The sequence below is a fragment of the Azospirillum sp. UENF 111221 genome (assembly GCF_058780625.1).
In genome coordinates this window covers 573,964-598,302 of record NZ_JBSNCH010000005.1, presented here as the reverse complement: position 1 = coordinate 598,302, position 24,339 = coordinate 573,964, and the positions used below count along the sequence as shown (strand labels likewise).

The 24,339-nt window shown below is 67.2% G+C and carries 22 protein-coding genes and 1 pseudogene; 12 read left to right on the top strand and 11 right to left on the bottom strand.

The window, feature by feature from the left end:
• Positions 1–239 precede the first annotated feature (239 nt).
• The 3 genes from ACWPN3_RS17220 (at position 240) to ACWPN3_RS17210 (ending at position 3,127) form a co-directional block, all read left to right on the top strand.
• Positions 240–1,520, top strand: coding sequence for a GGDEF domain-containing protein (locus ACWPN3_RS17220; protein ID WP_492240601.1), 1,281 nt, complete (start codon positions 240–242; stop codon positions 1,518–1,520).
• A gap of 101 nt (positions 1,521–1,621) precedes the next feature.
• A complete protein-coding gene (locus tag ACWPN3_RS17215; protein WP_109096612.1) occupies positions 1,622–1,927 on the top strand; it encodes an STAS domain-containing protein in 306 nt (101 codons plus the stop codon).
• A gap of 3 nt (positions 1,928–1,930) precedes the next feature.
• Positions 1,931–3,127: a PP2C family protein-serine/threonine phosphatase gene (locus tag ACWPN3_RS17210; protein ID WP_492240600.1), complete on the top strand. Its 1,197-nt coding sequence runs from the start codon at positions 1,931–1,933 to the stop codon at positions 3,125–3,127.
• Here the strand turns inward: ACWPN3_RS17210 and ACWPN3_RS17205 are convergent.
• The 3 genes from ACWPN3_RS17205 to ACWPN3_RS17195 all read right to left on the bottom strand — a co-directional run bounded on the left by ACWPN3_RS17205 (position 3,090) and on the right by ACWPN3_RS17195 (position 7,591).
• Positions 3,090–4,058, bottom strand: coding sequence for a response regulator (locus tag ACWPN3_RS17205; protein ID WP_492240599.1), 969 nt, complete (start codon positions 4,056–4,058; stop codon positions 3,090–3,092). The two genes, ACWPN3_RS17210 and ACWPN3_RS17205, sit on opposite strands and share 38 nt — an antisense overlap.
• A 73-nt stretch (positions 4,059–4,131) precedes the next feature.
• Positions 4,132–4,674: an Hpt domain-containing protein gene (locus ACWPN3_RS17200; RefSeq protein ID WP_492261615.1), complete on the bottom strand. Its 543-nt coding sequence runs from the start codon at positions 4,672–4,674 to the stop codon at positions 4,132–4,134.
• The gene (locus tag ACWPN3_RS17195) at positions 4,610–7,591 is read right to left on the bottom strand and encodes an ATP-binding protein (RefSeq protein ID WP_492261614.1); all 2,982 of its coding nucleotides are present in this window, start codon (positions 7,589–7,591) and stop codon (positions 4,610–4,612) included. The genes ACWPN3_RS17200 and ACWPN3_RS17195 overlap by 65 nt, the downstream gene beginning before the upstream one ends.
• Positions 7,592–7,991: 400 nt before the next feature.
• Here ACWPN3_RS17195 and ACWPN3_RS17190 point away from each other — a divergent pair, with 400 nt between their 5' ends.
• Together ACWPN3_RS17190 and ACWPN3_RS17185 are read left to right on the top strand one after the other, a co-directional pair.
• Complete coding sequence (locus tag ACWPN3_RS17190) at positions 7,992–8,801, top strand: substrate-binding periplasmic protein (RefSeq protein WP_492240597.1); 810 nt, start codon at positions 7,992–7,994, stop codon at positions 8,799–8,801.
• A 137-nt stretch (positions 8,802–8,938) separates the two neighbouring features.
• The gene (locus tag ACWPN3_RS17185) at positions 8,939–9,547 is read left to right on the top strand and encodes a glutathione S-transferase family protein (protein WP_492261613.1); all 609 of its coding nucleotides are present in this window, start codon (positions 8,939–8,941) and stop codon (positions 9,545–9,547) included.
• A 61-nt stretch (positions 9,548–9,608) separates the two neighbouring features.
• Here the strand turns inward: ACWPN3_RS17185 and ACWPN3_RS17180 are convergent, their stop codons facing one another.
• Genes ACWPN3_RS17180 through ACWPN3_RS17170 form a run of 3 tightly spaced genes read right to left on the bottom strand, consistent with a single transcriptional unit; the run spans position 9,609 to position 11,509 of the window.
• On the bottom strand, positions 9,609–9,935 hold the full coding sequence (locus ACWPN3_RS17180) for a DUF1244 domain-containing protein (RefSeq protein WP_109096608.1): 327 nt from the start codon (positions 9,933–9,935) through the stop codon (positions 9,609–9,611).
• Positions 9,936–9,967: 32 nt separating this feature from the next.
• Positions 9,968–11,218, bottom strand: a complete 1,251-nt coding sequence (locus ACWPN3_RS17175; RefSeq protein ID WP_109096607.1) for a DUF2478 domain-containing protein — start codon at positions 11,216–11,218, stop codon at positions 9,968–9,970.
• Positions 11,219–11,266: 48 nt separating this feature from the next.
• Positions 11,267–11,509 carry a sulfurtransferase TusA family protein gene (locus tag ACWPN3_RS17170; RefSeq protein ID WP_109096606.1) on the bottom strand — a complete coding sequence of 81 codons (243 nt, stop codon included), beginning with the start codon at positions 11,507–11,509 and terminating at the stop codon, positions 11,267–11,269.
• Between the two features lie 206 nt (positions 11,510–11,715).
• Between ACWPN3_RS17170 and ACWPN3_RS17165 the strand changes: the two genes are divergently transcribed.
• Both ACWPN3_RS17165 and ACWPN3_RS17160 read left to right on the top strand, forming a co-directional pair.
• Positions 11,716–12,756, top strand: coding sequence for an SDR family oxidoreductase (locus ACWPN3_RS17165; RefSeq protein ID WP_492261612.1), 1,041 nt, complete (start codon positions 11,716–11,718; stop codon positions 12,754–12,756).
• 107 nt (positions 12,757–12,863) lie between these two features.
• Positions 12,864–14,114 (top strand): Hsp70 family protein, encoded by a 1,251-nt coding sequence (locus ACWPN3_RS17160; RefSeq protein ID WP_492261611.1) that lies wholly within the window; start codon positions 12,864–12,866, stop codon positions 14,112–14,114.
• A 39-nt stretch (positions 14,115–14,153) separates the two neighbouring features.
• Here ACWPN3_RS17160 and apbC read toward each other — a convergent pair whose 3' ends face one another.
• Positions 14,154–15,326, bottom strand: a complete 1,173-nt coding sequence (apbC, locus tag ACWPN3_RS17155; RefSeq protein ID WP_492240593.1) for an iron-sulfur cluster carrier protein ApbC — start codon at positions 15,324–15,326, stop codon at positions 14,154–14,156.
• 172 nt (positions 15,327–15,498) lie between these two features.
• Here apbC and hflK point away from each other — a divergent pair, with 172 nt between their 5' ends.
• The 3 genes and pseudogenes from hflK (at position 15,499) to ACWPN3_RS17140 (ending at position 19,541) form a co-directional block, all read left to right on the top strand.
• Positions 15,499–16,758 (top strand): FtsH protease activity modulator HflK, encoded by a 1,260-nt coding sequence (gene hflK, locus ACWPN3_RS17150; protein WP_492261610.1) that lies wholly within the window; start codon positions 15,499–15,501, stop codon positions 16,756–16,758.
• Positions 16,755–17,691: pseudogene (hflC, locus tag ACWPN3_RS17145) on the top strand (protease modulator HflC). The gene hflK and the pseudogene hflC overlap by 4 nt, the downstream one beginning before the upstream one ends.
• Before the next feature lie 200 nt (positions 17,692–17,891).
• Positions 17,892–19,541, top strand: coding sequence for a DegQ family serine endoprotease (locus ACWPN3_RS17140; RefSeq protein WP_247872838.1), 1,650 nt, complete (start codon positions 17,892–17,894; stop codon positions 19,539–19,541).
• A gap of 89 nt (positions 19,542–19,630) precedes the next feature.
• Here ACWPN3_RS17140 and ACWPN3_RS17135 read toward each other — a convergent pair whose 3' ends face one another.
• Positions 19,631–19,804 carry a hypothetical protein gene (locus tag ACWPN3_RS17135; protein WP_492240592.1) on the bottom strand — a complete coding sequence of 58 codons (174 nt, stop codon included), beginning with the start codon at positions 19,802–19,804 and terminating at the stop codon, positions 19,631–19,633.
• A gap of 524 nt (positions 19,805–20,328) precedes the next feature.
• Here ACWPN3_RS17135 and ACWPN3_RS17130 point away from each other — a divergent pair.
• A complete protein-coding gene (locus tag ACWPN3_RS17130) occupies positions 20,329–21,018 on the top strand; it encodes a LuxR C-terminal-related transcriptional regulator (protein ID WP_492261609.1) in 690 nt (229 codons plus the stop codon).
• Between the two features lie 147 nt (positions 21,019–21,165).
• Here ACWPN3_RS17130 and ACWPN3_RS17125 read toward each other — a convergent pair whose 3' ends face one another.
• The gene (locus tag ACWPN3_RS17125; protein ID WP_109449136.1) at positions 21,166–22,578 is read right to left on the bottom strand and encodes an ATP-binding protein; all 1,413 of its coding nucleotides are present in this window, start codon (positions 22,576–22,578) and stop codon (positions 21,166–21,168) included.
• Positions 22,575–23,276: a response regulator gene (locus ACWPN3_RS17120; RefSeq protein ID WP_492240591.1), complete on the bottom strand. Its 702-nt coding sequence runs from the start codon at positions 23,274–23,276 to the stop codon at positions 22,575–22,577. Before ACWPN3_RS17120 ends, ACWPN3_RS17125 begins: the two co-directional genes overlap by 4 nt.
• A gap of 168 nt (positions 23,277–23,444) precedes the next feature.
• Here ACWPN3_RS17120 and ACWPN3_RS17115 point away from each other — a divergent pair, with 168 nt between their 5' ends.
• Positions 23,445–23,735 carry a hypothetical protein gene (locus ACWPN3_RS17115; RefSeq protein WP_247873134.1) on the top strand — a complete coding sequence of 97 codons (291 nt, stop codon included), beginning with the start codon at positions 23,445–23,447 and terminating at the stop codon, positions 23,733–23,735.
• 21 nt (positions 23,736–23,756) lie between these two features.
• Here ACWPN3_RS17115 and ACWPN3_RS17110 read toward each other — a convergent pair whose 3' ends face one another.
• A complete protein-coding gene (locus tag ACWPN3_RS17110) occupies positions 23,757–24,269 on the bottom strand; it encodes a MarR family winged helix-turn-helix transcriptional regulator (RefSeq protein ID WP_098739700.1) in 513 nt (170 codons plus the stop codon).
• Positions 24,270–24,339: the final 70 nt, after the last annotated feature.

The following is a 24,339-nucleotide window of genomic DNA, read 5'->3' as shown; positions in this document are numbered from 1 at the left end:
ACCACCGGCGCTGCGAGGAATCAAAAGTCAATGAGACACTCTCGGCCATGCCGGTTCCGGGTTGCATGGCAATGATCTCAGGCCGTGATGCGCATGACGGACGCGATGCCGCGTTGTCGATCCTCGACCGCCTTCCGGTCGGGGTTTGCGTTGTTGCGGCTTCGGGGATCATTCATCACGCGAATCCGGCGCTCCATGCGCTGTTGGCCTGCGAACCGGGCGGGTTGCCGGGACGTAGCTTGTGCGAGTTCGGGCTGGACAGCTGCGATGGCGGCGGTCCGGTCGCCGATCCGGCGCGGGCGCACCGGGTGCTGCGGAACGACGGATCCGTCTGCCGGGTGACGGTGGCGGATGCGCCCTGGACCGCGCTTCCATCCGGCACGAAGGCCGAAGGAGGGGCGGAAAGCCTGCGGCTGGTGACGGTGACGGACGTCGATGCGGTGTATCGGCAGGCCATCCTTGCGGACGAGGATGCATCGCAGGCCGGGAGTCCGGCTGCCGGAACGTTGCGGGACTATGGCGGCAATGTCCGGTACGAGGCACCGGTCCTTGTGGCGGAGGGGGCGACCCGCTTCCCGGCCAAGGACGCCTTCCGTGACGAGTCGGGTATTGCCGGTGTCACCCGGGAATTGAATGACCTGCATCCGAACGAGGAACGGCTTGAAGCCATCCTCGAACAGAGCCCCATCGGCGTTTCGGTGTCCCGCCGCGACGACGGCTGCATCATCTTCGTCAACACCCGCTTCGCCGAATTGATCGGCCTGCCGCGCGAGAGGCTGATCGGCAGCCGCGCCCGTGATTACTACCTCGACAGCCACCAGCGCCTGCGCGTGCTGGAGAGGCTGCGCGGCGGCGGCGGCGTCACCAACATGGAGGTTCAGTTCAGGCGGGCCGACGGGTCGCCCTTCTGGACCCTGTTCACGGTCAATCAGGCGGTGATCCAGGGCACGGCGGTCAATCTGGCCTGGATCTACGACTACACCGAACGCCGCAGCATGGAAGAGGCGCTGCGCGACATGGCGTCGCGCGATCCGCTGACCGGAATTTTCAACCGGCGGTCCTTCATGGACATGGCCCGCGCCCAACTGGCCCGCGCCCATCGCTTCCACGAACCGCTGTCGGTCTTCGTCCTCGACGTCGACCATTTCAAGCGCATCAACGACAGCTTCGGCCATGCTACCGGCGACGATGCGCTGCGCATGGTGGCGGCCGGCTGTCAGGCCATCCTGCGGGAATACGACATCCTCGGCCGGCTGGGCGGGGAGGAGTTCGTGGTGGTCCTGCCCGGTGCGACCGCCGATGAAAGCCGTGTGGTGGCCGAACGGGTGCGCCGCCATCTGGCCCGCATGCCGATCGAGGCGCCGGACGGCACCTTCCGCCTGACGGTCAGCATCGGCATCGCCGGGCTGGAGGGGGCGACCGACACGCTGGAGCGGGCGATCCATCGTGCCGACCTCGCGCTTTATCGCGCCAAGCATCTCGGCCGCAACCTTGTGGCGGTGTTCGAGCCTGGAATGTAGCCTGAAGGCTGGTTCCTGTTCTGCGTTATGCTATCCTTGATCGCGGAGACGCGCCGATGCCCGGGCCGTCGGGTTGACGGCTGGCAAGGTGGGATGCGGCGATGGACTACACGGTGCATGACAGCGGCACCCTGCGCGAACTGGAGATGCGCGGGCAGATCACCTTCGAAGCCGACACCGATTTCCGGACGATCCTCGGGGAGTGGGAGACGGCAGGCATCGCGGATTGCGTCCTCAACCTGTCCGCCGTCGATTACATGGATTCCGCCGGGCTGGGGCTTCTGGTGATGGCGAACAACGCTGCCAGACAGGCCGGCATTACCTTCCGCCTGAAGCATCCGCGCGGTCAGGTCCGCGACCTGATCGAGATTTCCGAGTTCCACACCATCATCCCCTGCGAGTTCTAACCGGTGAGCGGCGGTCCGCCGGTCGTCATCGGCCACCCTCGTCCATCCGCCGCCGGGCCGCTGCGTGATGTCCTGGGCCGGCTGGGGGTTCGCCGCGTCGCCGTGGTGGATGGCGACGGGCTGGCGCAGGCCGTCGCCGAAGCCACGGCCGATCCCCCTCAGCTTCTCCTTCTGCATGCCGGGCTGCCAGGATTCGGCCCCGATCTCCTGGTGGGATTGCGGGAGATGGCGCAACTGCGCGACGTGCCCATCCTCGTCCTCGGCCGCTTTGCCAGCGGCTCCCGCCGGGCGGAGCTGATGCGGGCAGGGGCGACCGACCTGCTGGCGCGTCCGCTGACTTTGGCAGAACTGGCCGCCCGCCTGTCGGTGCATTTGGAAAGGCGTCGCCTCGACCGCTCCCTTCAGGAGGTTATCCGCAGCCTGCACGCCTACCATCACGGCGCCATGCAGCGGATGGCGCTGGCGCGGCAGATGCAGTTGGGACTGCTGCCCGCTGCCGCTGCCTGCCGGTCGCTGGAAGGGCGCTATGGCATCGCGATGGACAGCCACTTCGAATCGAGTTCGGAGTTGGGCGGCGATCTGTGGGGCGCGCGTCCACTCGATGACCGGCGCTTCGCCCTGTTCCTGTGCGACTTCACCGGCCACGGGGTGGCGGCCGCGCTGAACACCTTCCGGCTGCACACGCTGCTGGCCCGCACCGACCTGCCGGCCGACGATCCGGCCGAGACGCTGCGCACGCTGAACGGTTTGCTGGTCGGGCTTTTGCCGGAGGCGCAGTTCGCCGCGATGATCTATGCCGTGGTCGATGTCAGTGCCGACCGGCTGGTCTACGCCACCGCCGGCGCGCCGAAACCGCTGGTCCGCCAGAGGGACGGTGGGTTGGAGGTGGGGCCGAGTTGCGGTTTGCCCTTGGGCTTGGCGGGCGGGGCGCGGTACCGCAACCACAGCCTGGATTTCCCGCCCGGCTCGACCCTGCTGCTGTTCAGCGACGCGCTGTACGAGGCGCGTGGCTGGGACGGCGAAATGTTTGGCTATGGCGGCGTGACCGATCTGGTGCGGGGGCTCGGTGACGATGAGCTGGAGCGGCCGCTGGACCTTATGCTCGACCGCTATTTCGCGACCGTGCCCCGGCTGCTGGCCGACGATCTGACGGTGCTGTGGATCAGTCGGAGCGTCCGTCCGCGGTCCGGCCCAGATTGACGATGCCGACCACGCGGTTGCCGTTGCCGACATAGGTGAGCTGGTCGAAACCGACCATGCGGGCCAGCGCGATGCCGCGGCCGTGGGTGGCATCCGACTGCGAGGCATCGACCGACAGGTAGCGGTTGAAATCGAAGCCCGACCCCATGTCGGTGACGGTGAAAATCACGCGGCTGTCGGTGCGCTCGACATGCAAGGTGGCGTATTTTTCGCGATGTTCGGCCGCGGCCAGCCGCGCCTCGATCTCGCGCGCCAGCATGCCGCTGGCCTTCAGCCGCCCCTTCGCCTCGAAGCCGATGCCGAGGTTGCCGTGCTCCACTGCGTTCACCAGTATCTCCGACAGGCCGAAGGTCAGGCTGTGAGCGGTGGCGGCGACCGACGATAGGGTGATGGCCAGATTCTGCGCCTCCTGCGGGGTGCGGAAGCGGAAGCGCCCGTCGCGCAGCAGACCGATGGCGTCGGAGCGTGACCGCAGGTCTCCTTGCAGGCTCTTCAGCCTTCCGGTCGTCTCCTCCGCCGCACGGACGACGGAGCGCAGCAGGGCACCGTCATAGGGCTTGATCAGGTAGTAAAAGACGCCGGCACGGATTGCCGCTGCGATTTCGGAACTGCTGTCGGAGATGGTCTGGACGATGACGGGGATGTCGGCCAGATGCGGCTCGCGCTTCATCCGCTCATACAGTTCCAGCCCATCGCCGTCGGACAGCCGGCGGTCGAGCAGCACGACATGGATGGTCGATCCGCTGGCCGACAGGATCTCCCAGGCCTGCGCCTTCGTCTCCGCCTCCAGCGTTCGATAGCCGATGCGGGACAGATAGCCGGCGACGATGGCGCGGGTCATTTCCTCGTCATCGACGACCAGAGCGGTGACGGCATCGGCCATGGTCGGCGTGTACTCCAGCGGTTCGGGGCACGATTGGGGAAATTTCATGGCATTTTACCGAAACCGCCGCAATCGTACAATCACCGGCGGCACTGCGTCGCAGCATTACCAGTTGTGGATATCAATCGTCAGTCGCAACAAGCGCCACAGCTGCTTTCCGTGCCGCCGACAGTTCGTCGGCGACGCGTTCGCCGGCGGTGGCGGTCAGGGCATCGAGGTCGCCACGGCGGGCGGCGTCGACCAGGATGTGAGCGGTCCCCGCCAGCCGGTCGAAGCCGACATTTGCGGCCGAGCCCTTCAGGATGTGCGCCTCCCGCTCGATGCCGGTACGGTCGCTTCGTGCAATGGCCGCGCGCAGCAGATCGAGGTGCTGCGGGCTGTCGCCGAAGAAGGTTTCGAGAAGCAGGGCAAAGCCGTCCTTGCCCAGCGCGTCGCGCAGTTCTTCGATCTTCTCGGTGTTGACGGTGGCGGGTCCGGGGGTCGCCTTAGGTGGCGATGCGGCTGGGCCCCCGCCGTCGCTCTTGTCGTCCTCCGACGGAGGGATGAAGCGGGCGATGGTGTCCAGCAGCTTGCGGGCGTTGATCGGCTTGGACAGATAGTCATCCATGCCGGCCTCCAGACAGATGGCGGCATCGCCCTGCATGGCGTTGGCGGTCAGCGCCACGACGGGAATCCGGGCCACCGCTCCGGACAGCCGGCGGAATCCGCCGCGTCGCCGTCAGCCCGTCCATCACCGGCATCTGCACGTCCATCAGGACGAGGTCGTAGGGCCGGGCGGTCACCGCCTCCACCGCCTCCTCGCCGTTGGACACCGCTTCCGCGCTGACCCCGGCCCGGCGCAGCAGGGCCAGCGTCAGCTGCTGATTGACCGGATTGTCTTCCGCCACCAGAACGCGGACGCGCGGCGTCGGTTGGCCGTTGGAGACCGGCTCGATTCTTGCGGCGGTCGGCGGCACCGCTGCCGTGCTGTCGCTCGGACGCGGAATGACGGTCCCGGCGGCCGGACCGCTCCCCGGCGCAGCATCGGGCCAGGACGCAGGCGGGGCGCCAGCCAGCGACAGCGCGGGCCGTTCCAGCAGGCGGGCGAGACATTGGCAGAGGGTGCTGAAACGGATCGGCTTGGGCAGGTGGGTGTCCACCGGCGCGCGTTCCTGCTCCTGCCCCTCCAGCCTTTGCGAGGAGGCGAGCGCCAGCCGGATGCCGGCCAGTTCCGGGATGGCGCGGATACGCCGTGCCACGTCCGGTCCGGTCAGGCCGGGCATGCGGTGATCGAGGATCGCCGCGTCGAAGGGCGTGCCGAGACGGGCGGCGGCGACCAGCCGGTCGAGCGCCTGCTCTCCGCTCTCCGCCGTCTCGACGACGATGCCGAAGCCGTCGATCTGCCGGGTCAGCAGGTCGCGGTTGACGGCGATGTCATCGACCAGCAGAAGGCGCCGCCCGGCCCAATTGCCGATGGGGGACGGCGGATGGGCGCTGCCGACACTGCGTTTCAACGGGACGGACACCCAGAAGACGCTTCCCGTCCCCGGCTCGCTGTCCACGCCGATCCGACCGCCCATCAACTCGGCCAACCGCTTGCAGATCGCCAGCCCCAGGCCGGTGCCGCCATGGCGCCGCGCGGGAGACGAATCGACCTGGGTGAACATGGCGAACAGGCGCGGCCGCTCCTCCTCCGGGATGCCGATGCCGGTATCGCGCACCTCGAACCGGACACGGACGCCGTCTTCCGCCTTGCCGGAATCGGGACCGTCCGCGTCCTGCCGCTCGTCGGGCTCCTCGCTCAACAGGATGGTGACGCTGCCGGAATCGGTGAATTTCACAGCGTTGCCGGCAAGGTTCAACAGGATCTGCCTCAGCCGCCCGGCATCGCCCAGCAGGGGACCGCGCAGCCCCGGCGGCACGAAGCTGGCAAGGTCCAGTCCCTTGGCCGCGGCGCGCGGCGCCAGAATCTCCGCGACGCTCTCGACCATCGGCACCAGTTCAAACTCTCCAACCTCCAAATCCAGCCGGCCGGCGTCGATCTTCGAGAAGTCGAGGATGTCGTTGATGATGACCAGCAGCGATTCGGCGGAATCGCGGATCGTCTCGGCATATGTGCGCTGTTCGGCCTCCATCGGCGTATCGAGCAGCAGCCCGGCCATGCCGATCACCCCGTTCATCGGGGTGCGGATCTCGTGACTCATCGTCGCGAGGAATTCCATCTTGATGCGCTGGCCGTCCTCCGCCCGCTCCTTGGCGTCGCGCAACGTGTGCTCCAGCCGCTTCTCCTCGGTCAGGTCGCGCAGGATTGCGGCATAAAGCGGGCCAGCGGCGGTCTTCACCAAGGCCATGGAGTAGGCCAGCGGGAAGCCTTCCGTCCGATCCCCGGCTTCGTCGGCCGCCACCCGCAGCGCCATGATCTCGCCGCGGGTGGCGAGATCCATGGTGCGGCGGCCGCGCGCGATCTCTTCCAGCATGCGGGAAACGTCGGCCCGCCTGTCCGCCGGCAGGAAATCCACCACCAGCCGACCGACAAGCTCGCCCGGTGCGCAGCGGAAGATGGCATGGGCGGCCGGGTTAGCCGCTTCGATCACACCGTCCGGCCGCGCGGTGACGATGCCCTCCGCCGCGGTATCGACGATGGCGGACAGGCGGGCATTGGTCTCTTCCAGCTCCTTGCCCTGTTCGCGCTGTGCCGCAAGGGAGCGCGCCAGCAGCAGCCCGAACAGGCCGAGCAGCAGGATCATGCCGCCGGACAGCAGCGATGCCATCCGCAGATTGTCGCGCCAGGGAGCCAGAACCGTGTCCGTGCGCACGCTGACGGTCAGGATCAGCGGCCAGACCGGTGTCGTCCGGTAGGCGACGATTCGCGTTCCCGGGCCGGCGTCGACATCCGCCCCGGAGTGGCGGAACACGCCATATTCCGCCTGCGGCAGATAATGGCGGAACAGCGGGGTGGCGGCGAAGGATTTGGCGATCTCGGTCCCGGTCTGCGGCTGGACCGTCAGCAGCGTACCGTCATAGCGGTACAGCGCGATCCGGTCGCCCATTCCCGCGCCCGCGCCACCCTGCACAGCCCGGTACAGGCCCTGGAAGTAATCCGGATTGACGGTGGCGACGACGACCGCCTGGAGCGTGCCGTCTGCCTCGCGCAGGGCGCGGCTCATGGGCAGCAGCCAGCGGCCGGACCGTTCGCCTGCCGGCGTGCGGTCGATCAGGCTGCGTCCCGGGCGTGGATCGCCGATCACCAGCCCGTTGCCCTGGGCGGCCGCCTGCTGGTGGAACACGTCCAGTTCAGTCAGGTAGGTGGCGGCGGGGTAAGCACCTTCGGTGGTGGCGACGATCCGGCCGGTGCGGTCGAGCAGGGTCAGCCCGCGCAGGTGGGGCGACCGGCGCAGCCGGTCCGTCAGCATGGCCGTCAGGTCGGGACCGGGTGCGCCGTCCTCCCCCGTCCAGTTGGCGTCCGACAGCGAATCGACGATGGAGGACAGGGTCACATCGACCGATTGCACCGTGCGGGTGGTCGAGACCTCCAGCGCCGCGGCAAGGCTGGTGAGGCTGGCCTCGGCCGAGTCGAGAGCTGTCTGGCGCGCTGTGATCAACTGCTGGCCCTGGTTGATCAGCAGGGCGAAAACCGCAAGAAGGGCGAAGGCGATGATTCCGCCCCGCTTTTCGAAGAGACCCTTCAGATCCGCTTTGACTGGGGACGGGGACAGGACGTTCGTTCCGGACGGTCAGAAGTGGTGGAGCGACCAAGCCGCAGGTTGCATGGGTCCGAGCCCGTCCGTCATCTGCGGTCCGCGACCGGATCGCAGTCGGATCAATGCGCTGGGCCCAACCTCTTGGTCGAAGTTTGCGCCTGGGACAATAGCAGCTACCCACACCCGACGCCAAGCATCCGCTGCCGTCGTGAACCGGTCGATGCTAAGATACCGCCGCGGTTTTGCGGCCTTGCTTCCAGGTCGCAAAGAACAGCGATGGTTGGTTAACGAAAGGTGTGACATGGCGACGCGGGGCCTTTGGGCGGTCAGCTTCTCAATTCTGTCGATTCTGTCGGTCGGAATCGTGTCACCGACCATGGCGGTGGACGGGAGACTTCAGAAAATTGCAGAACAAAAGCAACTTCGTGTCTGCTCCTGGCCCGATTACTATGCGATCTCGTTCCGGAATCCACGCACCGGCGCGCTTGAGGGGCTGGATGCGGAGTTGGCGCAGGAATTCGCCAAGGATATGGGCGTTCGCCTGACGGTGGTGGAAAGCAGCTTTCCCCGCTTCATCGAGGATTTGCTGGCCGACCGCTGCGACATCGGCATGTTCGCCATCGGCGCCACTCCGGCACGGGCGCAGCATGTCGCCTTCAGCCAACCCTATCTGCGCAGCGGCATCTATGCGGTGACCACCCAGACCAACGGCGGCATCCAGCGGTGGGAGGATCTCGACCGCACCGGCAATGTCGTGGCGGTGCAAAAGGACACCTACATGGACGGCTATGCCCGCTCCGCCATGAAGGCTGCGCGAATCGTCGCCGTGACCCGCGCGCAGGAACGGGAGGAGGAGGTGCAGTCCGGCCGTGCCGATGCTTTCCTGACCGATTATCCCTATGGACAGCGCATGCTGGCCTTCCACCCCTGGGCGCGGCTGATCGTGCCGGACGTGCCGGTGCAGCCGACCCCTTACGCCTATGCGGTGGCGCCGGGCGATGCAGGCTGGCTGGACCGGGTCAACGCCTTCGTTGCCGCGATCAAGGCGGATGGTCGGCTGGAGAGCATCGCCGCCCGCTACAAACTGACCCCGATCGTGGCGCGGGACTGAACCGCGTTGAACGAATGCGGTATCGGGACAAATCCGGTATAGGATGGATGCGGATATTCAGCCAGCGGCCCATCCATCGTCAGGGCCATCGTCAGGGCCATCATCAAGGAAACAATCGATGATTCTGATCGGACAGTATGACTTCGCCCTTCGTGCGCCGCGTCGCCGTCGCCTTGCAACTCTACGGCATGGCGTACGAGCATCGGCCCTGGTCGGTCTTTTCCGACGCGGCGGAGGTCGCGCGCTTCAACCCGCTGAAACGGGTGCCGACGCTGGTGCTGGCGGATGGGGAGGTGCTGATCGAAAGCGGTGCCATCCTCGATCATCTGGACGAGATCGCCGGACCGGACCGCGCGCTCATCGCCCGCCAGGGGCCGGAGCGCCGGCGGTCGCTGAAGCTCTCAGCGCTGGCGACGGGATTGGCCGACAAGGCGGTCAGTCTCGTCTACGAACGCGTCCTGCACAAGGAACGGTCCGATCTGTGGATGGAGCGCTGCACCGGCCAGATCGGTGCCGTCCTCGACGTGCTGGAGGCCGACCGCGCCGCCGCCGCCGGTCCCTGGTGGTTCGGCGACCGCATCGGCCATGCCGACATCGCCGCCGGCTGCGCCCTGCGCTTCGTCGGCGAAGCCCACCCGGCCGTGTTCGACCGCTCCCGCTGGCCGGCGCTCGCCGCCCACTCCCACGCCTGCGAGGCGATGGCGGAGTTCAAGGCGGTGGTGCAGCCTTTTTCGGTGAACGCCTGAGGCGTTGCCCCCTTCTCCGTGCATCGGCGCGGGAAGGGGGCATGGTGAAGGATATGGGGACTTACCGGTGGCCGCTGATCTCGGCGTGCAGCGGCTTGGTATCCTCGAACGCCTTCTGCTGTTCGGGCGAGGCTTCCTTCTGGTGCTTCTGCTTCCATTCGGAATAGGGCATGCCGTAGACGGCGATGCGGGCATCCTCGTCGGACAGCTCGACACCGCGCTCCTTGGCAGCCGCCGCATACCACTTGGACAGGCAGTTGCGGCAGAAGCCGGCGAGGTTCATCAGGTCGATGTTCTGCACGTCGGTGCGCTTGCGCAGATGTTCGACCAGACCGCGGAAGGCGGCGGCTTCCAGTTCGATGCGGGTCTGGTGGTCCAGATCGGCCATGGGATCTCAACTCCTCCGGTATTCTTGTTCAGTTAAGAGTGGGGTGGCCGGTGCAGCGTGACCATCCGGCCATGGGGATGAAAATCGCGCGAACCGCCGCCGCCGGCGATGGTGCGCACCACCGCCTCGCGGTCGATGGCGACGAAACCGGCCAGCGATCGGATCCCGTAATCGAACAGGCGCGGGGTCAGCGGCGTTCCGGGGCCGACCATCGCCACCTCCGCTCCCGCCGAAACCCGCAGCAGGCGGGGCAGGGTGCGGTTGGCGAAGGCCGACGCCGTGATGGCCACCGCATCGGCGCCCGGCAGCAGCCAGTCGCAGGCAGCCTCGGGGTATTCGCCCTCCTGCGGGTTCATGTCGATCACCTTGGCTCGGGGCAGGCGGCGGGCAAGCTGCGGGAAGCCGCCGATCACCACGACCCGGCCCTCGACCGAGGCGAACAGGTCCAGCCCGTTGCCGGGGACGCCGGTCACGTCTGGCCGGTTGTAATGCGCGTTCAGTGCGGCGACGCCGACGGCGATCTCCAGCGGATCCCAGGACTGAGCGGCCATGGCGGCGAGGTCGCGCAGGCCCCGCCCGGTCCAGCGCTGCGCATTGTCCTCTGCAGCGCCCGCTGCTGCGCCCTTTGCCGCCGGCGCCTGCCTTGCGGCGACGCCGAGGCCATCGGCGGTTTCCACCACCACCCATTTGTCGCCGGTGACGACGCGGCGGACGTCGGCATCGGCGACGCCCTGCACCAGATCCTGGTACATCCGCTGCGGTCCCCACCAGCGCCACAGCGCATCGGCCACCGGGGAGAGCAGGTCGCAGAAGCCGCCGGTCGCGGTCTGCCATTCGTTGAGATAGCGGCTGCCGACGCTGGTCAGCACGGGAATGCCCTCGGCGATGGCGGCCAGCAGCTCGTCCGACAGCCCGTCGCCATGCGATTCCAGCCCGGCGAACTTGTTGACCACCAGCAGGTCGACACCCGACGCGACGGCATTGCGGATCGCTTGGCTGGCCTCCGCCACGCCGGTCGGATCGACGCGGCAGGATTGCGATTCCCGGCCCAGCTTCTGGGTGATGTCATAGGCGTGGCCGGTGGCGACATCGACCAGTTCCATCCGCTCGGCGCAATCGTCGCCCGGCCCGTGGTTGCGCTGGACCAGCCCGCCGACGCGGAATCCGCGCCGCTTCAACTCCGCCGAAAAGCCGTCCAGCAGCGTGTCGACGCCATGGGAGCCGGGCCCATGGATGACGGCGCCGGGACGCAGGGGCGGCAGAATGGCGGGGGGAAGCGGCATCTGGGCATGGACCTTTCGCGGGACGGCGGACGGGCGGCGAGGGACGCCTCAGACGCCGCGGCGGATGCGGTAGACGAAGACCGTCTTGTGGATTTCGTCGGGCTGGGTTTCATGCGACAGCAAAGCGTTGTCGGTCGTGTTGCAGAAATGCTTGAAGTCGATGACGGAGGCCGGGTCGGTCGCGTAGACCACCAGCTCCTCCCCGGCGGCCATTCCGTTCAGCAGGGCGCGGGTGCGCAGGATGGGCAACGGGCAATGCAGCCCCTTCACGTCAAGCTCTCTCGCCGGCACCGCGCCCGCTCCACACTGGTTGAGGACGAAATCCTTAACAAGGACATGTGACTGTAGCCGGTTCGCCTCCGCATCTCCACACCGGCAGCGGGGAATTCGCATGCGCTGCGGTCGACCCACGTCCGAAATTTTCCGGCCCCGGCGCTGTTGTACGGCGCAACAGCAAGGAATTTGCCCTGAGAAACTTTGATGAAAGGACGGCGGTCATGGCGAAGCGGCCGGGCAGCGTTATGAGCGACAAGGTGGTTGTCATCACGGGCGCCTCCAGCGGCATCGGCCGGGCGACCGCGCTGGAGTTCGCCAGCCAGGGGGCAGCCGTGATCCTGGCCGCCCGGCGGATGGCGGCCCTGCACGAGGTGGCGGAGGAGTGCATCGAAGCCGGCGGCCGGGCCATGGTGGTGCCGACCGACGTGACCGACCAGCGCGCGATGCAGGCTCTCGCCGACCGTGCCATCCAGGCCTTCGGCGGCATCGACGTCTGGGTGAACAATGCCGGCGTCATCGCCTTCGGCCGTTTCGAGGACATCCCCGACGAAGTGTTCGAGCAGGTGGTGCGCACCGACTTCTTCGGCATGGTCCATGGCTGCCGCGCCGTGCTGCCCCATTTCCTCGACCGCGGGGAGGGCATCGTCATCAACACCGCGTCGATGGTGTCCAACATCGGCCAGCGCTATGCCACCCCCTACACCGCGGCGAAATTCGCCGTGCGCGGCTTCTCCAAATCCCTGCGGCAGGAACTGGTGGACGAGCCTGACATCCATGTCTGCATGGTCATGCCGGCCTCCATCGACACCCCGCTGTGGCAGCATGCCGCCAACTACACCGGCCGGGCAATCAAGCCGCTGAACCCGATCCATCCGCCGGAGGAGGTCGCCGCGGCCATCCTGTCGCTGGCGGCCAATCCCCAGCGCGAGCTGTTCGTCGGCGCCGAGGGGCGTCTCGCCGCCGTCGGCAACGCCATGGCGCCGCAGATGACCGAGCGGGCGCTCGCTCACACCATCGAGCGCGACATGTTCGAGAACCGCTCCGCCCCCGACACGGCTGGCGGCGTGCTGGCGGCCATGCCCGAATTTCAGGGCGCAAGCGGCGGCTGGATGGAGCGGCAGCCGGAGCGCGGCAGGGGGAGAGGCCGGGGCAGGGTGGAGGGGCAGGGGCATGCCTTCTCCTGGACCAACCTGACCCTGTTCCTGTTGCCGGTGGTGCTGGCCAGCCGTCCTCTGGCGGGCAGGGCGATGCGCCAGATGTGACGATCGATCGGCAGGGTGCTTGATCCGGCGGTCGGGAGCCGTTATACGCTCGCCCCTTTTCCGGTGCGGCGGCTGGCCGCACCGGTCATCCGGGCAGGAGGCGGGACATGACGGCGTGCGGGCTCGATTTCGGCACCTCGAACACGACGCTGGGCGTGCAGGATGCGGACGGCTTCCGGCTGCTGGCGCTGGACGGTACGCGGACGACCCTGCCGACCGCGGTGTTCTTCGACTTTGAACATGATCGCACCACCATCGGACAGGCCGCCATCGACGGCTATGTGTCCGGCGTGGAGGGGCGTCTGATGCGGTCGATCAAGTCGATGCTCGGCACCGACCTGATCGATGCCGACACGGCACTCCGCAAGGGCCGCATCAGCTTCCGCGCGGTGATCGGCACCTTCCTCGATCTGGTGAAGAAGCGGGCGGAGGAGGCGCTGGGCGGCGAGTTGGGCGACGTCGTGGTCGGCCGCCCGGTCCATTTCGTCGATGGCGACCCGGCCGGCGATGCCGCGGCGGAAGAGACGCTGGGCCAGATCGCGCGGGCCGCCGGCTTCCGCAACGTCTCCTTCCAGTTCGAGCCCATCGCCGCCGCCCTCGATTACGAGCAGCAGGTGGCAGGCGAGGAACTGGCGCTGATCGCCGACATCGGCGGCGGCACCTCCGACTTCTCGGTCGTGCGCATCGGGCCGGAGCGGCGCGGCAAGGCCGACCGGGCCGGCGACATCCTGGCCAACGACGGCATCCGCGTCGGCGGCACCGATTTCGACCGCGACCTCAGCCTCGCCACCGCCATGCCGGAGCTGGGGCTGGGCAGCGCCATGAAGCGTGCCGGGCTGCTGGCGCCGAAGAGCATCTATTTCGACCTTGCGACCTGGTCGAAGATCAACTTCCTTTACACCGCCAAGGCGATGGCCGAACTGGAGCGCCTGCATCGCAATTCCGCCGAGCCGGAGAAGATCGGGCGCCTGATCGGCGTGGTCGAACATCGCCAGGGCCATGCGTTGGCGATGGCAGTGGAGCGTACCAAGATCGCCCTGTCCGACCATGAGGCGACGCAGCTGGCGCTGGATTGGGGCGACGGCGATCTGTCGCTGGCAGTGGACCGTCCGGCGCTGAACCGCGCCACCGGCTCGTTGGCGGCGCGCATCGGCACGCGCATCCGCGACTGTCTGGCCGACGCGGGCGTGACCGCCGACCGCATCGACGCGGTGTTCCTGACCGGCGGCTCCACGCTTCTGCCCCAGGTGCGCGCGGCGATCCTGGCCGAGGCGCCGGGGGCACGGGTGGTGGAGGGCAACATCTTCGGCTCCGTCGGCCTGGGGCTGACGGTGGAGGCGTTGCGGCGCTACGGATGAACGGGACAGGGTGGGAGGCGACCCCCCACCCCTGACCGGTCACTGCACGACGATGCGCGGTGCCGCACGGCCGCCGGTGCCGCCGCCGATCTTCTCCCACAGGCGCGTCGCGATCCGGCGATAGGCCTGGGCATGCTCGGAGTCCGGCTGCGACACCACGATGGGCTGGCCCTGGTCGGAGGTCTCGCGGATCGACAGGTGAAGCGGGATTTCGCCGAGGAACTCCATGCCCAGATCGTCGGCTTCCTTGCGGGCGCCGCCGTGGCTGAAGATGTCGGTGCGGTGGCCGCAGTTGGGGCAGCAGAAATAGCTCATGTTCTCGATGATGCCCAGCACGGGTACATCGACGCGGCGGAACATGTTCAGCCCCTTGCGGGCGTCCAGCAAGGCTATGTCCTGCGGGGTGGAGACGATCACCGCACCCGCCAGCGGAACCTGCTGGGCCATGGTCAGCTGGGCATCGCCGGTGCCGGGCGGCATGTCAACCACCAGCACGTCGAGCGTGCCCCAGTTCACGTCGCGCAGCATCTGCTGCAACGCGCTCATCACCATCGGCCCGCGCCAGATCATCGGCGTGTCCTCGGCGACCAGGAAGCCCATGGACATCACCTTGATGCCGAAATTCTCCATCGGCTCCAGCCGCTTGCCGTCGGGGCTGTTCGGCCGGCCGGCAATGCCCATCATGCGCGGCATCGACGGGCCGTAGATGTCGGCGTCGAGCAGGCCGACCTTCAGCCCGTTCGCCGCCAGCGCCAGCGCCAGATTGGCCGAGGTGGTCGATTTGCCGACGCCGCCCTTGCCGGACGCCACCGCGACAATGGCCTTCACGCCGGGGACCAGCGGCTTCTGCGGATCGTTCTGCGGGGCACCCTGCGGTGCCCCTCCATGGGAATGACCATGGGAGTGGCTGTGCTGCCCACCATGCGAATGCGTGTGGCTCTGTGCCGCACCCTGCGGCGCCGCGCGATGGGCGGTCAGTACCGCGGTGACCGAAAGGACGCCGGGCAAAGCATCGACCGCTTTCTCGGCGGCATGGCGCAGGGGCTCGGCCTGCGCGCCGCGCTTGGGGTCCACTTCGATGGAAAAAGCGACATGCCCGTCGCGCACCACGAGGCCCGACAACATGCCCAAACTGACGATGTCGCCGCCCCGGTCCGGGTCGATGACGGTCTTCAGCGCCTGCATGACTTGAGCTTCGCTGATCTGCGCCATGGTTGAAAACTCCGCTGTCTTCCCGATATTGGCGGATATCCGTTGGTGGAATCCTTGCCGAAGGGTATGGGGGACTATAGGACCGACGGACGAGATCGGTAAAGGGATGCGCGGGCCTTAAGCCATTGCGCTTCCACATGATGGGACAAATCGCAGAGGGGGACTGAGTCGGATGCCGTGGAACAATCAAGGTGGGGGCGGAGGTGGCGGCCCCTGGGGTCCCCCGCCGGGCAACAATGGCCCGGGCAACCCGTGGGGCCGTCCCCAGGGCGGAGGAAATGGCGGCGGTGGCGGTGGCCCGCAGCCTCCCGACCTTGAGGATCTTCTGCGGCGGAGCCAGGACCGCCTGCGGCGTGCCATGCCCGGCGGCTTCGGCAGCGGCCGCGGCGTGGCGCTGGTCGCCGGCGTGCTCGGCCTGATCTGGCTCGCCAGCGGCATCTACCGCGTCGAGGCGGACGAGCAGGGCGTGGTCATGCGCTTCGGCGAGTGGACCCGCACCGAACAGCCCGGCCTGCGCTATCGCCTGCCGTCGCCGATCGAGACGGTGCTGCTGCCCAAGGTGACGCGCGTCAACCGCATCGAGGTCGGTTACCGGTCCTCCGTCGGCGGCGGTCGCAACGACCGCGACGTGCCGGACGAGTCGCTGATGCTGACCGGCGACGAGAACATCGTCGACATCGACTTCACGGTGTTCTGGGTCATCAAGGACGCCGGCAACTTCCTGTTCAAGATCCGCGAGCCGGAAGTGACGGTGAAGAAGGCCGCCGAGAGCGCCATGCGCGAAGTCATCGGCCGCACCGACCTGCAGCCCGCTTTGACCGAGGCCCGCCAGCAGATCGAAACCTCGACCCGCCAGCTTCTCCAGACCATGCTGGACGAGTATCAGGCCGGCATCGAGATCACCCAGGTACAGTTGCAGAAGGCCGACCCGCCGCAGCCGGTCATCGACGCGTTCAACGACGTGCAGCGTGCCCGTGCCGACCGCGAACGCGCCCGCAACGAGGCGGAAGCCTACCGCAACGACATCATCCCGCGCGCCCGCGGCGAGGCGGAGCGGCTGGTGCAGGAGGCCTCGGCCTACCGCGAGCAGGTTGTCAGCCTGGCGCAGGGCGACGCCGACCGCTTCCGCAAGGTTTACGAGGCCTATGCGCTGAGCAAGGACGTCACCTCCAAGCGCATGTATCTGGAGACCATGGAGGAGATCTTCCGCGGCCGGAACAAGATCATCATCGAGGGTTCGGCGCAGAACGTCGTGCCCTACCTGCCGCTGAACCAGTTGGCCCCGAACGCTACGCCGGCTCCGCAGCAGCAGGCGCCGCGCCAGGCCCCGTCCAGCCAGGGGGGGGCGCGCTCCGGCACGCAGAACGCAGCCGCTGTCCGCGCTGCCCCAGAATCCGTCAATGTCCGGCCAGTGAGGAGGATCGCATCATGAAACGCACCCTCGCCATCGCCGGTATCGCCATCGTCGCCCTCGGCGTCGTCGCGTCGTCCGCCCTGTTCACCGTCAACGAGGCCCAGCAGGCGCTCGTCCTGCAGTTCGGCGAGCCGCGCCGGGTGATCCAGGATCCGGGCCTTAAGATGAAGATCCCCTTCATCCAGGAGGTCCGGCTGCTCGACCGCCGCGTCCTCGACCTCGACCCGCCGGTGGAGCAGGTCATCCTGGCCGACCAGAAGCGCCTGGATGTCGATGCCTTCGCCCGCTACCGCATCCACGATCCGCTGCGCTTCTACCAGACCGCCGGGACCGAGGCGGTGGCAGAAACCCGCCTGAACTCCATCGTCAACTCCGCCCTGCGCCGCGTGCTCGGCAACGTCACGGTGCTGGCCGTCCTGTCGGACGAGCGTGCCCGCATCATGACGGACATCAAGGGGCAGGTGAACGACGAGGCCAAGCGCTTCGGCATCGAGATCGTCGATGTCCGCATCCGCCGCGCCGATCTGCCGGAAGAGACGAGCCAGTCGATCTTCGCCCGCATGCGCTCCGAACGCGAACGCGAAGCGTCCGAGGCCCGCGCCCAGGGCCAGGAACAGTCGCAGCAGATCAAGTCGCGCGCCGAACGCGAACGCACGGTCATCATCGCCGAGGCCCAGCGCGATGCGCAGAATCCTGCGCGGTGAAGGCGACAACAGCGCATTGAAGCTGATCGCCGAGGCGACCTCGCAGGACCCCGCCTTCTACGGCTTCTACCGGTCGCTCGAAGCCTATCGGAAGTCGCTGAACGGCAACGACACCACCATGGTGCTGTCGCCGACCGGCGAATTCTTCCGTTACTTCAACGGCGCCGGCCCGCAGGTCGGCGGTGGTGCCCCGGCACCTGCTGCCGCACCGGCTCCGGCCCCTGCTCCGGCCGCTCCGGCGCAGTAACGCCGCGCGACAGGGTCGAAACGGCTTGCGGCCGGACCGGGGTTTCTCCCGGTCCGGCCGCAGTGCTGTCGGGCCGGGCGAGCCACTGGACCGACGGTCCGCAGCAAGAGTTCAAAAGAAAACTCAGGCCTTAAGTTTTCCACTGGTGCCGACTGGACCGGCACGCCATCTTGCGGCCATACTCTTGGCCCAACACATATATGGCCCAGAACTGGGCGGCCGCTCCCGTCCATGGAATCGGCCGGACGTCTGGTAGGGAGAGCACGTTGATTCGCATACCCAACTTCGAACCCGCCACGCGCGGCGCCGTGGCCGAGGCCCGGCCTCGCAAGGCGGGCGTCCGGCCGCTGGTCGCAGCCATCGTCTGGGGCATGACGTCGGTCATGGCCGGCGGCGCCGTGATGGGCGGCATCGCTGCCGCTCCGGCCCAGGCTCAAGCTGCAACGCCGAACCGCAATGCGCCGGGCAGCTTCGCCGATCTGGCGGAAAAGCTGCTGCCGGCGGTCGTCAACATCTCCACCAGCCAGAACGCGCCGCAGCGTCCGCAGGGCCAGCGGCCGGAGATTCCGCAGTTCCCGCCGGGCTCGCCCTTCGAGGATTTCTTCAAGGACTTCTTCGACCGCCAGCAGCAGCAGGACCAGCCGCAACGCAAGGCGACGTCGCTCGGTTCCGGCTTCATCATCGACGCCAAGAACGGCTATGTGGTCACCAACAACCACGTCGTTCAGGACGCCGACGAGATCACCGTCATCCTGCAGGACGACACCAACATCAAGGCGGAACTGGTCGGCAAGGACAGCAAGACCGATCTCGCCCTGCTGAAGATCAAGACCAGCCATCCGCTGGTCGCCGTTCCCTTCGGCGACAGCGACGCCATGCGCGTCGGCGACTGGGTGTTGGCCATCGGCAATCCGTTCGGCCTGGGCGGGTCGGTCACCGCCGGCATCATCTCGGCGCGCCAGCGCAACATCGACGCCGGCCCGTACGACGATTTCCTCCAGACCGACGCCTCGATCAACCGCGGCAATTCCGGCGGCCCGATGTTCAACCTGAACGGCGAGGTCATCGGCATCAACACCGCCATCTTCTCGCCGTCGGGCGGGTCGGTCGGCATCGGCTTCGCCATTCCGTCCAACCTCGCCAAGCAGGTGGTGGCGCAGCTGAAGGATTACGGCAAGACCCGCCGCGGCTGGCTGGGTGTGCGCATCCAGGCGGTCACGCCGGAGATCGCCGAAAGCCTGGGCCTGCCCGGCCACAAGGGCGCTCTGGTCGCCTCCGTCACCCCCGACGGCCCGGCCGCCAAGGGCGGCATCCAGGCCGGCGACGTCGTGACCAAGTTCGACGGCCGCGAAATCGACGAGATGCGCCGCCTGCCGCGCGTCGTCGCCGAAACCTCCATCGACAAGGCTGTTCCGGTCGAAGTCTGGCGCAAGGGCAAGTCGCAGACCGTCCAGGTCAAGGTCGGCGAGCTTGAGGCCGCGGAGGAGCAGGGTCTGCTCGCCGCCGGTCCGGACGAGAAGCAGCAGCCGAAGGACAAGGCCCCGGCCCAGAAGCCGACCGAATCCCTTGGCATGAAGCTGACCGCCATCACCCCGGAGCTGCGCCAGCAGTACGAGATCAAGCCCGACATGAAGGGCGTGGTCATCACCGACGTGGCGGGCAACTCCACCGCGGCGGAAAAGGGTCTGCGCGCCGGCGACGTCATCATCGAGGTCGGCCAGGAAGAGGTCCGCAAGCCCGAGGACGTGACCGCCAAGGTCCAGAAGGCCAAGGAGCAGAGCAAGAAGTCGGTGCTGCTGCTGGTCGACCGAAAGGGCGACCTGCGCTTCGTGGCGATCCCGCTCAGCTGATCGGCTGCGGGCAACAAAAGGGCGCCGGCGGGAAACCGCCGGCGCCCTTTTCGTTTGTGGACCGTCGGAGAAGGGGCTGGCGATGTGCCCTATGCTCCGTCCAGCAGCATCGCCAGGGCGACGGCGCCGGCGAGCAGGGCGCACAGGGTGGCGACGATGGCGAGGCTGCGCAGGTACTGGCGGAACTCGCCCTGTTTCCAGGCACTGCGTCCCAGCAGCACCAGATAGCCCGCCATGGCGGCGGCGATGATCTGCCAGCCCATCCTGTCCTCATCCTCTCTCCGCCGGGTGGCGGAAGCCGGCGGAAATGCGCATGCGCGACCGGGCAGGGTCAAGGCTACGACGATGGCGGCGGCATCTTCTATGCCGAAAGTACGGATGCTCCATCCGGGGTATCTGTTGGCGTCATCCTCTCGGCAGAGAGCGGAGCAACCCGGTGTGAGAATTTTGCGGCATTGATTGCTTAGGAGATACGCTCATACGCAAATAAGTGGTGGTTAACAAAACAGTTAATTCCTTTGCGCATAACAATGTTCGCTGCTGTGATATCTTTGGATCCGGAAATCTTGGAGAGGCTTTGCGCATATGCCCAATGCGTTCTTCTTTTAACTCCGGAGAGTGGTACCGTAGGACACGACACGGGGGTAACCTCCCCCTAAATAACGGCCTGCCGAAGCTATCGAGGGGTAATCGCCAAATCGCCAATGCGTCGGGACCTTCCTCTGTACAACGGCCTTCACCCTGGCCACGACGTCATGACGATCGACCAAAATTGCGGGAGCGGACGATGAACTCAGTGCGCGCTTTTCTTATCGACTCGAACAAGCTGTTTCGCGAGGGGCTGAAGCGCCTGCTCGACAATTCGCCCTTCCAGATCGTCGCCGAGGCGGGAAACCTGCGGGAGGCGCTGGGTTCGGTTGAGAACGGCATTCGGCCCCAGCTGGTCCTTCTTGACCTGCAGAATGGCGGCGACGAGGAAGCCGACGGCATGCGCCGCCTGCGCGCTCTGCTGCCGGAAACCCGGCTGGTCATTCTGACCAGCGACCTGTGCACCCGCCGCCTGGCGAACGCGCTGGAAGCCGGTGCCGACGGCTATCTGATGAAGGATCTGTCGTCCGACGCACTGGCCCAGTCGCTGAAGCTGGTGATGATGGGCGAGAAGGTGTTCCCGACCCATCTGGCGGCTCTGCTGATCTCCGGCCGCGTCAACGGCAACGGCACCGAGATGCCGGTGTCGCGCAAGGGCTTGTCGCAGCGCGAAGTGCAGATCCTGCGCTGCCTGCTCAACGGCGACAGCAACAAGATGATTGCCAATCATCTGAACATCACGGAAGCCACCGTGAAGGTTCACCTGAAGAGCCTGCTGCGCAAGATCAACGCCTCCAACCGCACCCAGGCCGCCATCTGGGCGCTGAACAACGGCATCGGCGGCGAGCTTGCCGGCGCCAATGTCGTCGCGGCGGCGGCGAACCAGTAACCACGCGCTCGTCCATTGCCCCCGTTCCCACCTTTCCTGCCTGCGCATTACTGCACGTAGGGAGGGTGGGGGACGAGGCAGTCATTGCATGACATGAATTGCCCGCCTGAATGAAGGCGGGCTTTTTCATGGAAACACCCCATCGCATCAGATCGGCAGCCGGATCACCGCGCGCAGGCCGCCGTAAGGGCTGTCGTCCAGCGTGATGTCGCCGCCGTGGCTGCGCGCCACGTCTCGCGCGATGGTCAGCCCCAGGCCGGATCCGCCGGTGTCGAGGTTGCGGCTGCTGTCGACGCGGAAGAAGGGCTTGAACACGTCGTCGCGCAGATAGGCGGGAATGCCGGGGCCGTCGTCGTCCACGGTGATTTCGATCACGCCATCCTTCCGGTCCGCCTTGACCCAGGCGCTGCCGGCATGGCGGCCGGCATTCACCAGCAGGTTGGCGATGCAGCGTCGGACCGCATTGGGCCGCAGCGGGAGGGACAGTCCCTCCGGTGCGGTCAGCGTCACCTCGGTTCCTTCGCGCCGGGCACCGGCGGCGACCTCGTTCAGCAGGCGGGTCAGGTCGGTCGGCTGCACCGCCTCGGTCCCCTCGCCGCGGGCGAAGGCGAGGTAGCCCTCGATCATCTCCTCCATCTCGGCGACGTCGGCCTTCAACTCCTCCACCTCGGGGTCGAGGTCGGGATCCTCGATCATGTCGAGCGCCAGCTTCATCCGGGTCAGCGGCGTGCGCAGGTCGTGGCTGACGCCGGCCAGCATCTCGGTGCGCTGGTTGATCTGCCGCTGGATGCGCTCGCGCATCAGCAGGAAGGCGGATGCAGCCTGCCGTACCTCCGTCGCCCCTTCCATCTTGAAGTTCGAGACGTCGCGGCCCTTGCCCAGCGCATCGGCGGCGATTGCCAGCCGCTTGATCGGCCTGATCTGGTTGCGCATGAACAGGATGGCAACGGCGAACAGCACGATGGCCGATCCGACCATCCAAAGGATGAAGATGTAGCTGGTGGGCGTGAACAGCCGGCGCTCCGGCGACATCACCGACAGCACGCCGTCGGCCATCTGCACCCGGATCTCGTACCATTCATGGGCAACGCGGGTGTTGATGGTGAAGGGACGGCCGACCCGGTCCTCCAGCGCCTTGCCCAGCGTACGTTCCAGCAGGCCGCCGAGCAGGCCGCTCTGCTGGCGGCGCTGCTCCGGCAGGATCTGGCTAGGCTCCAGGGTGACGATCAGGTCGGTGGTGCGGGCGGCGGTGGCCAGCGTCCAGTCGCGACCCTCCGGCGTCGGGTCGTGTTCCAGCACGGCGATGACGGTGGCGATGTCGCCGGCGACCGCATAGGCAAGCCGGTTCGTCACCGTGTCCCAATGGCGGTCATAGAAGATCCAGGTCGCCACCGCCTGGGCCAATATCACCGGCGTGACGATGATCAGCAGGGACCGGCCGAACAGGGTGCGCGGCAGGAACCTCTTCAGAAACGGTGTACGCCGCCGCCGCTCGGCCCGGCGGGCCGCCGCCCGCCTAGCCGCAGCATTGTCGGCTCCGGCCTGTCCGCTCGCGGTCACGGATCGGGCCTCAGCACATACCCCTCGCCGCGGACAGTGTGGAGGTAACGCGGCTCGCGCGGGTCGGCCTCGATCTTGCGGCGCAAACGCGTGACCTGGACGTCGACGGTGCGGGCATTGCCGGCGACCTTGCTGCGTTCGGTCAGTTCGTCGCGCGTGAAGGTGATGCCGGGCGAGGTGGCGAGGATGCGCAGCAGGCTGGCCTCCGCCGTGGTCAGGCGGATCACCTCGTCGCCCTGGCGCAACTCGTCCCGGTCGGGCATGTAGGTGAGGGGACCGAGCCGGACCGGAGCAGCTGGCGGCGCCGTCGGTTCTGGCGGGCGTGCCGCCTGCCGGCGCAGGATGGAGTTGATGCGCAGCAGCAGCTCGCGCGGGTTGAAGGGCTTGGCGAGATAGTCGTCGGCTCCGGCCTCCAGTCCGGCGATGCGGTCGTCCGGCTCGTCCCGCGCGGTCAGCAGCAGGATCGGCAGGTCCCGCTCGCGCCGGAGCGATTCGGTCAGCGACAGCCCCGATTCGCCCGGCATCATGATGTCGAGCACCAGCAGGTCGAAGGCCAGCCCGCCCAGCTGTGCCCGCGCGTCGGCGGCGTCGCGGGCGGTGCTGACCAGAAAGCCGTTGCCGGCGAGGTATTTGCGCAAGAGTTCGCGCAGGCGGGTGTCGTCGTCGACGACCAGGATGTGGGGCTGATCTTCGGTCATGGCCGGACTATAACGCGGCTCCCCGCAATCGACATAGAGGCGCCTGCGGAACATATCTTGGGTATGCATGGCGGGCAGTCGTGTAAGCGCTTGGCCGTTTTGGCCTTGATCCGTGTTAATCTCCATGTGCCCTCCGCTGAGGGCCGAGAGACACGAGGAGCGATCACGATGGCCGACCACAACAGGTCCAACGACCCCCGGGACCTGGACGCCCAAGACCTCGCCGACATGACCCGTGCCTTCCTGGCAAAGGGCGGGAATATCGTTCAATGCCCACCGGGCGCTTCCGAAAACGTGGTTTACCGCAAGGGTGGTTTCCGCCGCCGCAATCCCAACGAGGCGAAGACGGCCGCTGAAAAGCCGGCCGACGGCGCAACCGAAGCCAAGCCGACCGAGGCAACCCCGGCGGAGGCCCAAACCGCAGCTCCGGTGGAGACCATCGAATCGAAAGCCGGCTGATCCGCTTCGACGTTTTCCGGATCAGCGTTTGACGGCAAGACGGGCAGGGGGAACGGGCGGCGCGAATTTTGCCCGGTCCTCCTCGTCCAGCATGCCCATCATCACCTTGCGGAACCCCTCCACCGCCTCGGCGCCCGCCATGCGATAGGCGCGGGCGATGCGCTGGCGTTGGGTTTCGGACAGCTGGCGCTCCAGCTCCACGCCCTTTTCCGTCAACTCCAGCAGCCGCTGCCTTCGGTCGCGGGCACCGGTCTGCTGGTCGATGAAGCCCTGGCGGACCAGTTCGCCCAGCACGCGCGACAGGCTCTGCTTGGTGATCTTCAGGATCGCCAGCAGTTCCGACACCGTGATCTTCGGATAACGGCCGACGAAGTAGATCACGCGGTGATGCGCGCGGCCGAAGCCGATCTCGGCCAGAATTTCGTCCGGCTCGGCGGTGAATTCGCGATAGGCGTAGAAAAGCAGCTCCATCCCGGTTCGGAGTTCCTCCTCACGGAGAAAGAGCTGGTTCACACCCGCTTTAAGGTCAGCCATGGCGACGCGGTCGGTTCGATTTGTTCTAATTAGGACAGCAACTCAGACATAAACAATCGTGCGTCCGGTT

Excerpts from the sequence above, each read along its gene's own strand:
- ACWPN3_RS17215 (WP_109096612.1), top strand. The coding sequence starts at position 1,622 with ATGGACTACACGGTGCATGACAGCGGCACCCTGCGCGAACTGGAGATG.
- ACWPN3_RS17205 (WP_492240599.1), bottom strand. The coding sequence starts at position 4,058 with ATGAAATTTCCCCAATCGTGCCCCGAACCGCTGGAGTACACGCCGACC.
- ACWPN3_RS17190 (WP_492240597.1), top strand. The coding sequence starts at position 7,992 with ATGGCGACGCGGGGCCTTTGGGCGGTCAGCTTCTCAATTCTGTCGATT.
- ACWPN3_RS17185 (WP_492261613.1), top strand. The coding sequence starts at position 8,939 with ATGACTTCGCCCTTCGTGCGCCGCGTCGCCGTCGCCTTGCAACTCTAC.
- ACWPN3_RS17180 (WP_109096608.1), bottom strand. The coding sequence starts at position 9,935 with ATGGCCGATCTGGACCACCAGACCCGCATCGAACTGGAAGCCGCCGCC.
- ACWPN3_RS17175 (WP_109096607.1), bottom strand. The coding sequence starts at position 11,218 with ATGCCGCTTCCCCCCGCCATTCTGCCGCCCCTGCGTCCCGGCGCCGTC.
- ACWPN3_RS17165 (WP_492261612.1), top strand. The coding sequence starts at position 11,716 with ATGGCGAAGCGGCCGGGCAGCGTTATGAGCGACAAGGTGGTTGTCATC.
- ACWPN3_RS17160 (WP_492261611.1), top strand. The coding sequence starts at position 12,864 with ATGACGGCGTGCGGGCTCGATTTCGGCACCTCGAACACGACGCTGGGC.
- apbC (WP_492240593.1), bottom strand. The coding sequence starts at position 15,326 with ATGGCGCAGATCAGCGAAGCTCAAGTCATGCAGGCGCTGAAGACCGTC.
- hflK (WP_492261610.1), top strand. The coding sequence starts at position 15,499 with ATGCCGTGGAACAATCAAGGTGGGGGCGGAGGTGGCGGCCCCTGGGGT.
- ACWPN3_RS17140 (WP_247872838.1), top strand. The coding sequence starts at position 17,892 with ATGGCCCAGAACTGGGCGGCCGCTCCCGTCCATGGAATCGGCCGGACG.
- ACWPN3_RS17135 (WP_492240592.1), bottom strand. The coding sequence starts at position 19,804 with ATGGGCTGGCAGATCATCGCCGCCGCCATGGCGGGCTATCTGGTGCTG.
- ACWPN3_RS17130 (WP_492261609.1), top strand. The coding sequence starts at position 20,329 with ATGAACTCAGTGCGCGCTTTTCTTATCGACTCGAACAAGCTGTTTCGC.
- ACWPN3_RS17120 (WP_492240591.1), bottom strand. The coding sequence starts at position 23,276 with ATGACCGAAGATCAGCCCCACATCCTGGTCGTCGACGACGACACCCGC.
- ACWPN3_RS17115 (WP_247873134.1), top strand. The coding sequence starts at position 23,445 with ATGGCCGACCACAACAGGTCCAACGACCCCCGGGACCTGGACGCCCAA.
- ACWPN3_RS17110 (WP_098739700.1), bottom strand. The coding sequence starts at position 24,269 with ATGGCTGACCTTAAAGCGGGTGTGAACCAGCTCTTTCTCCGTGAGGAG.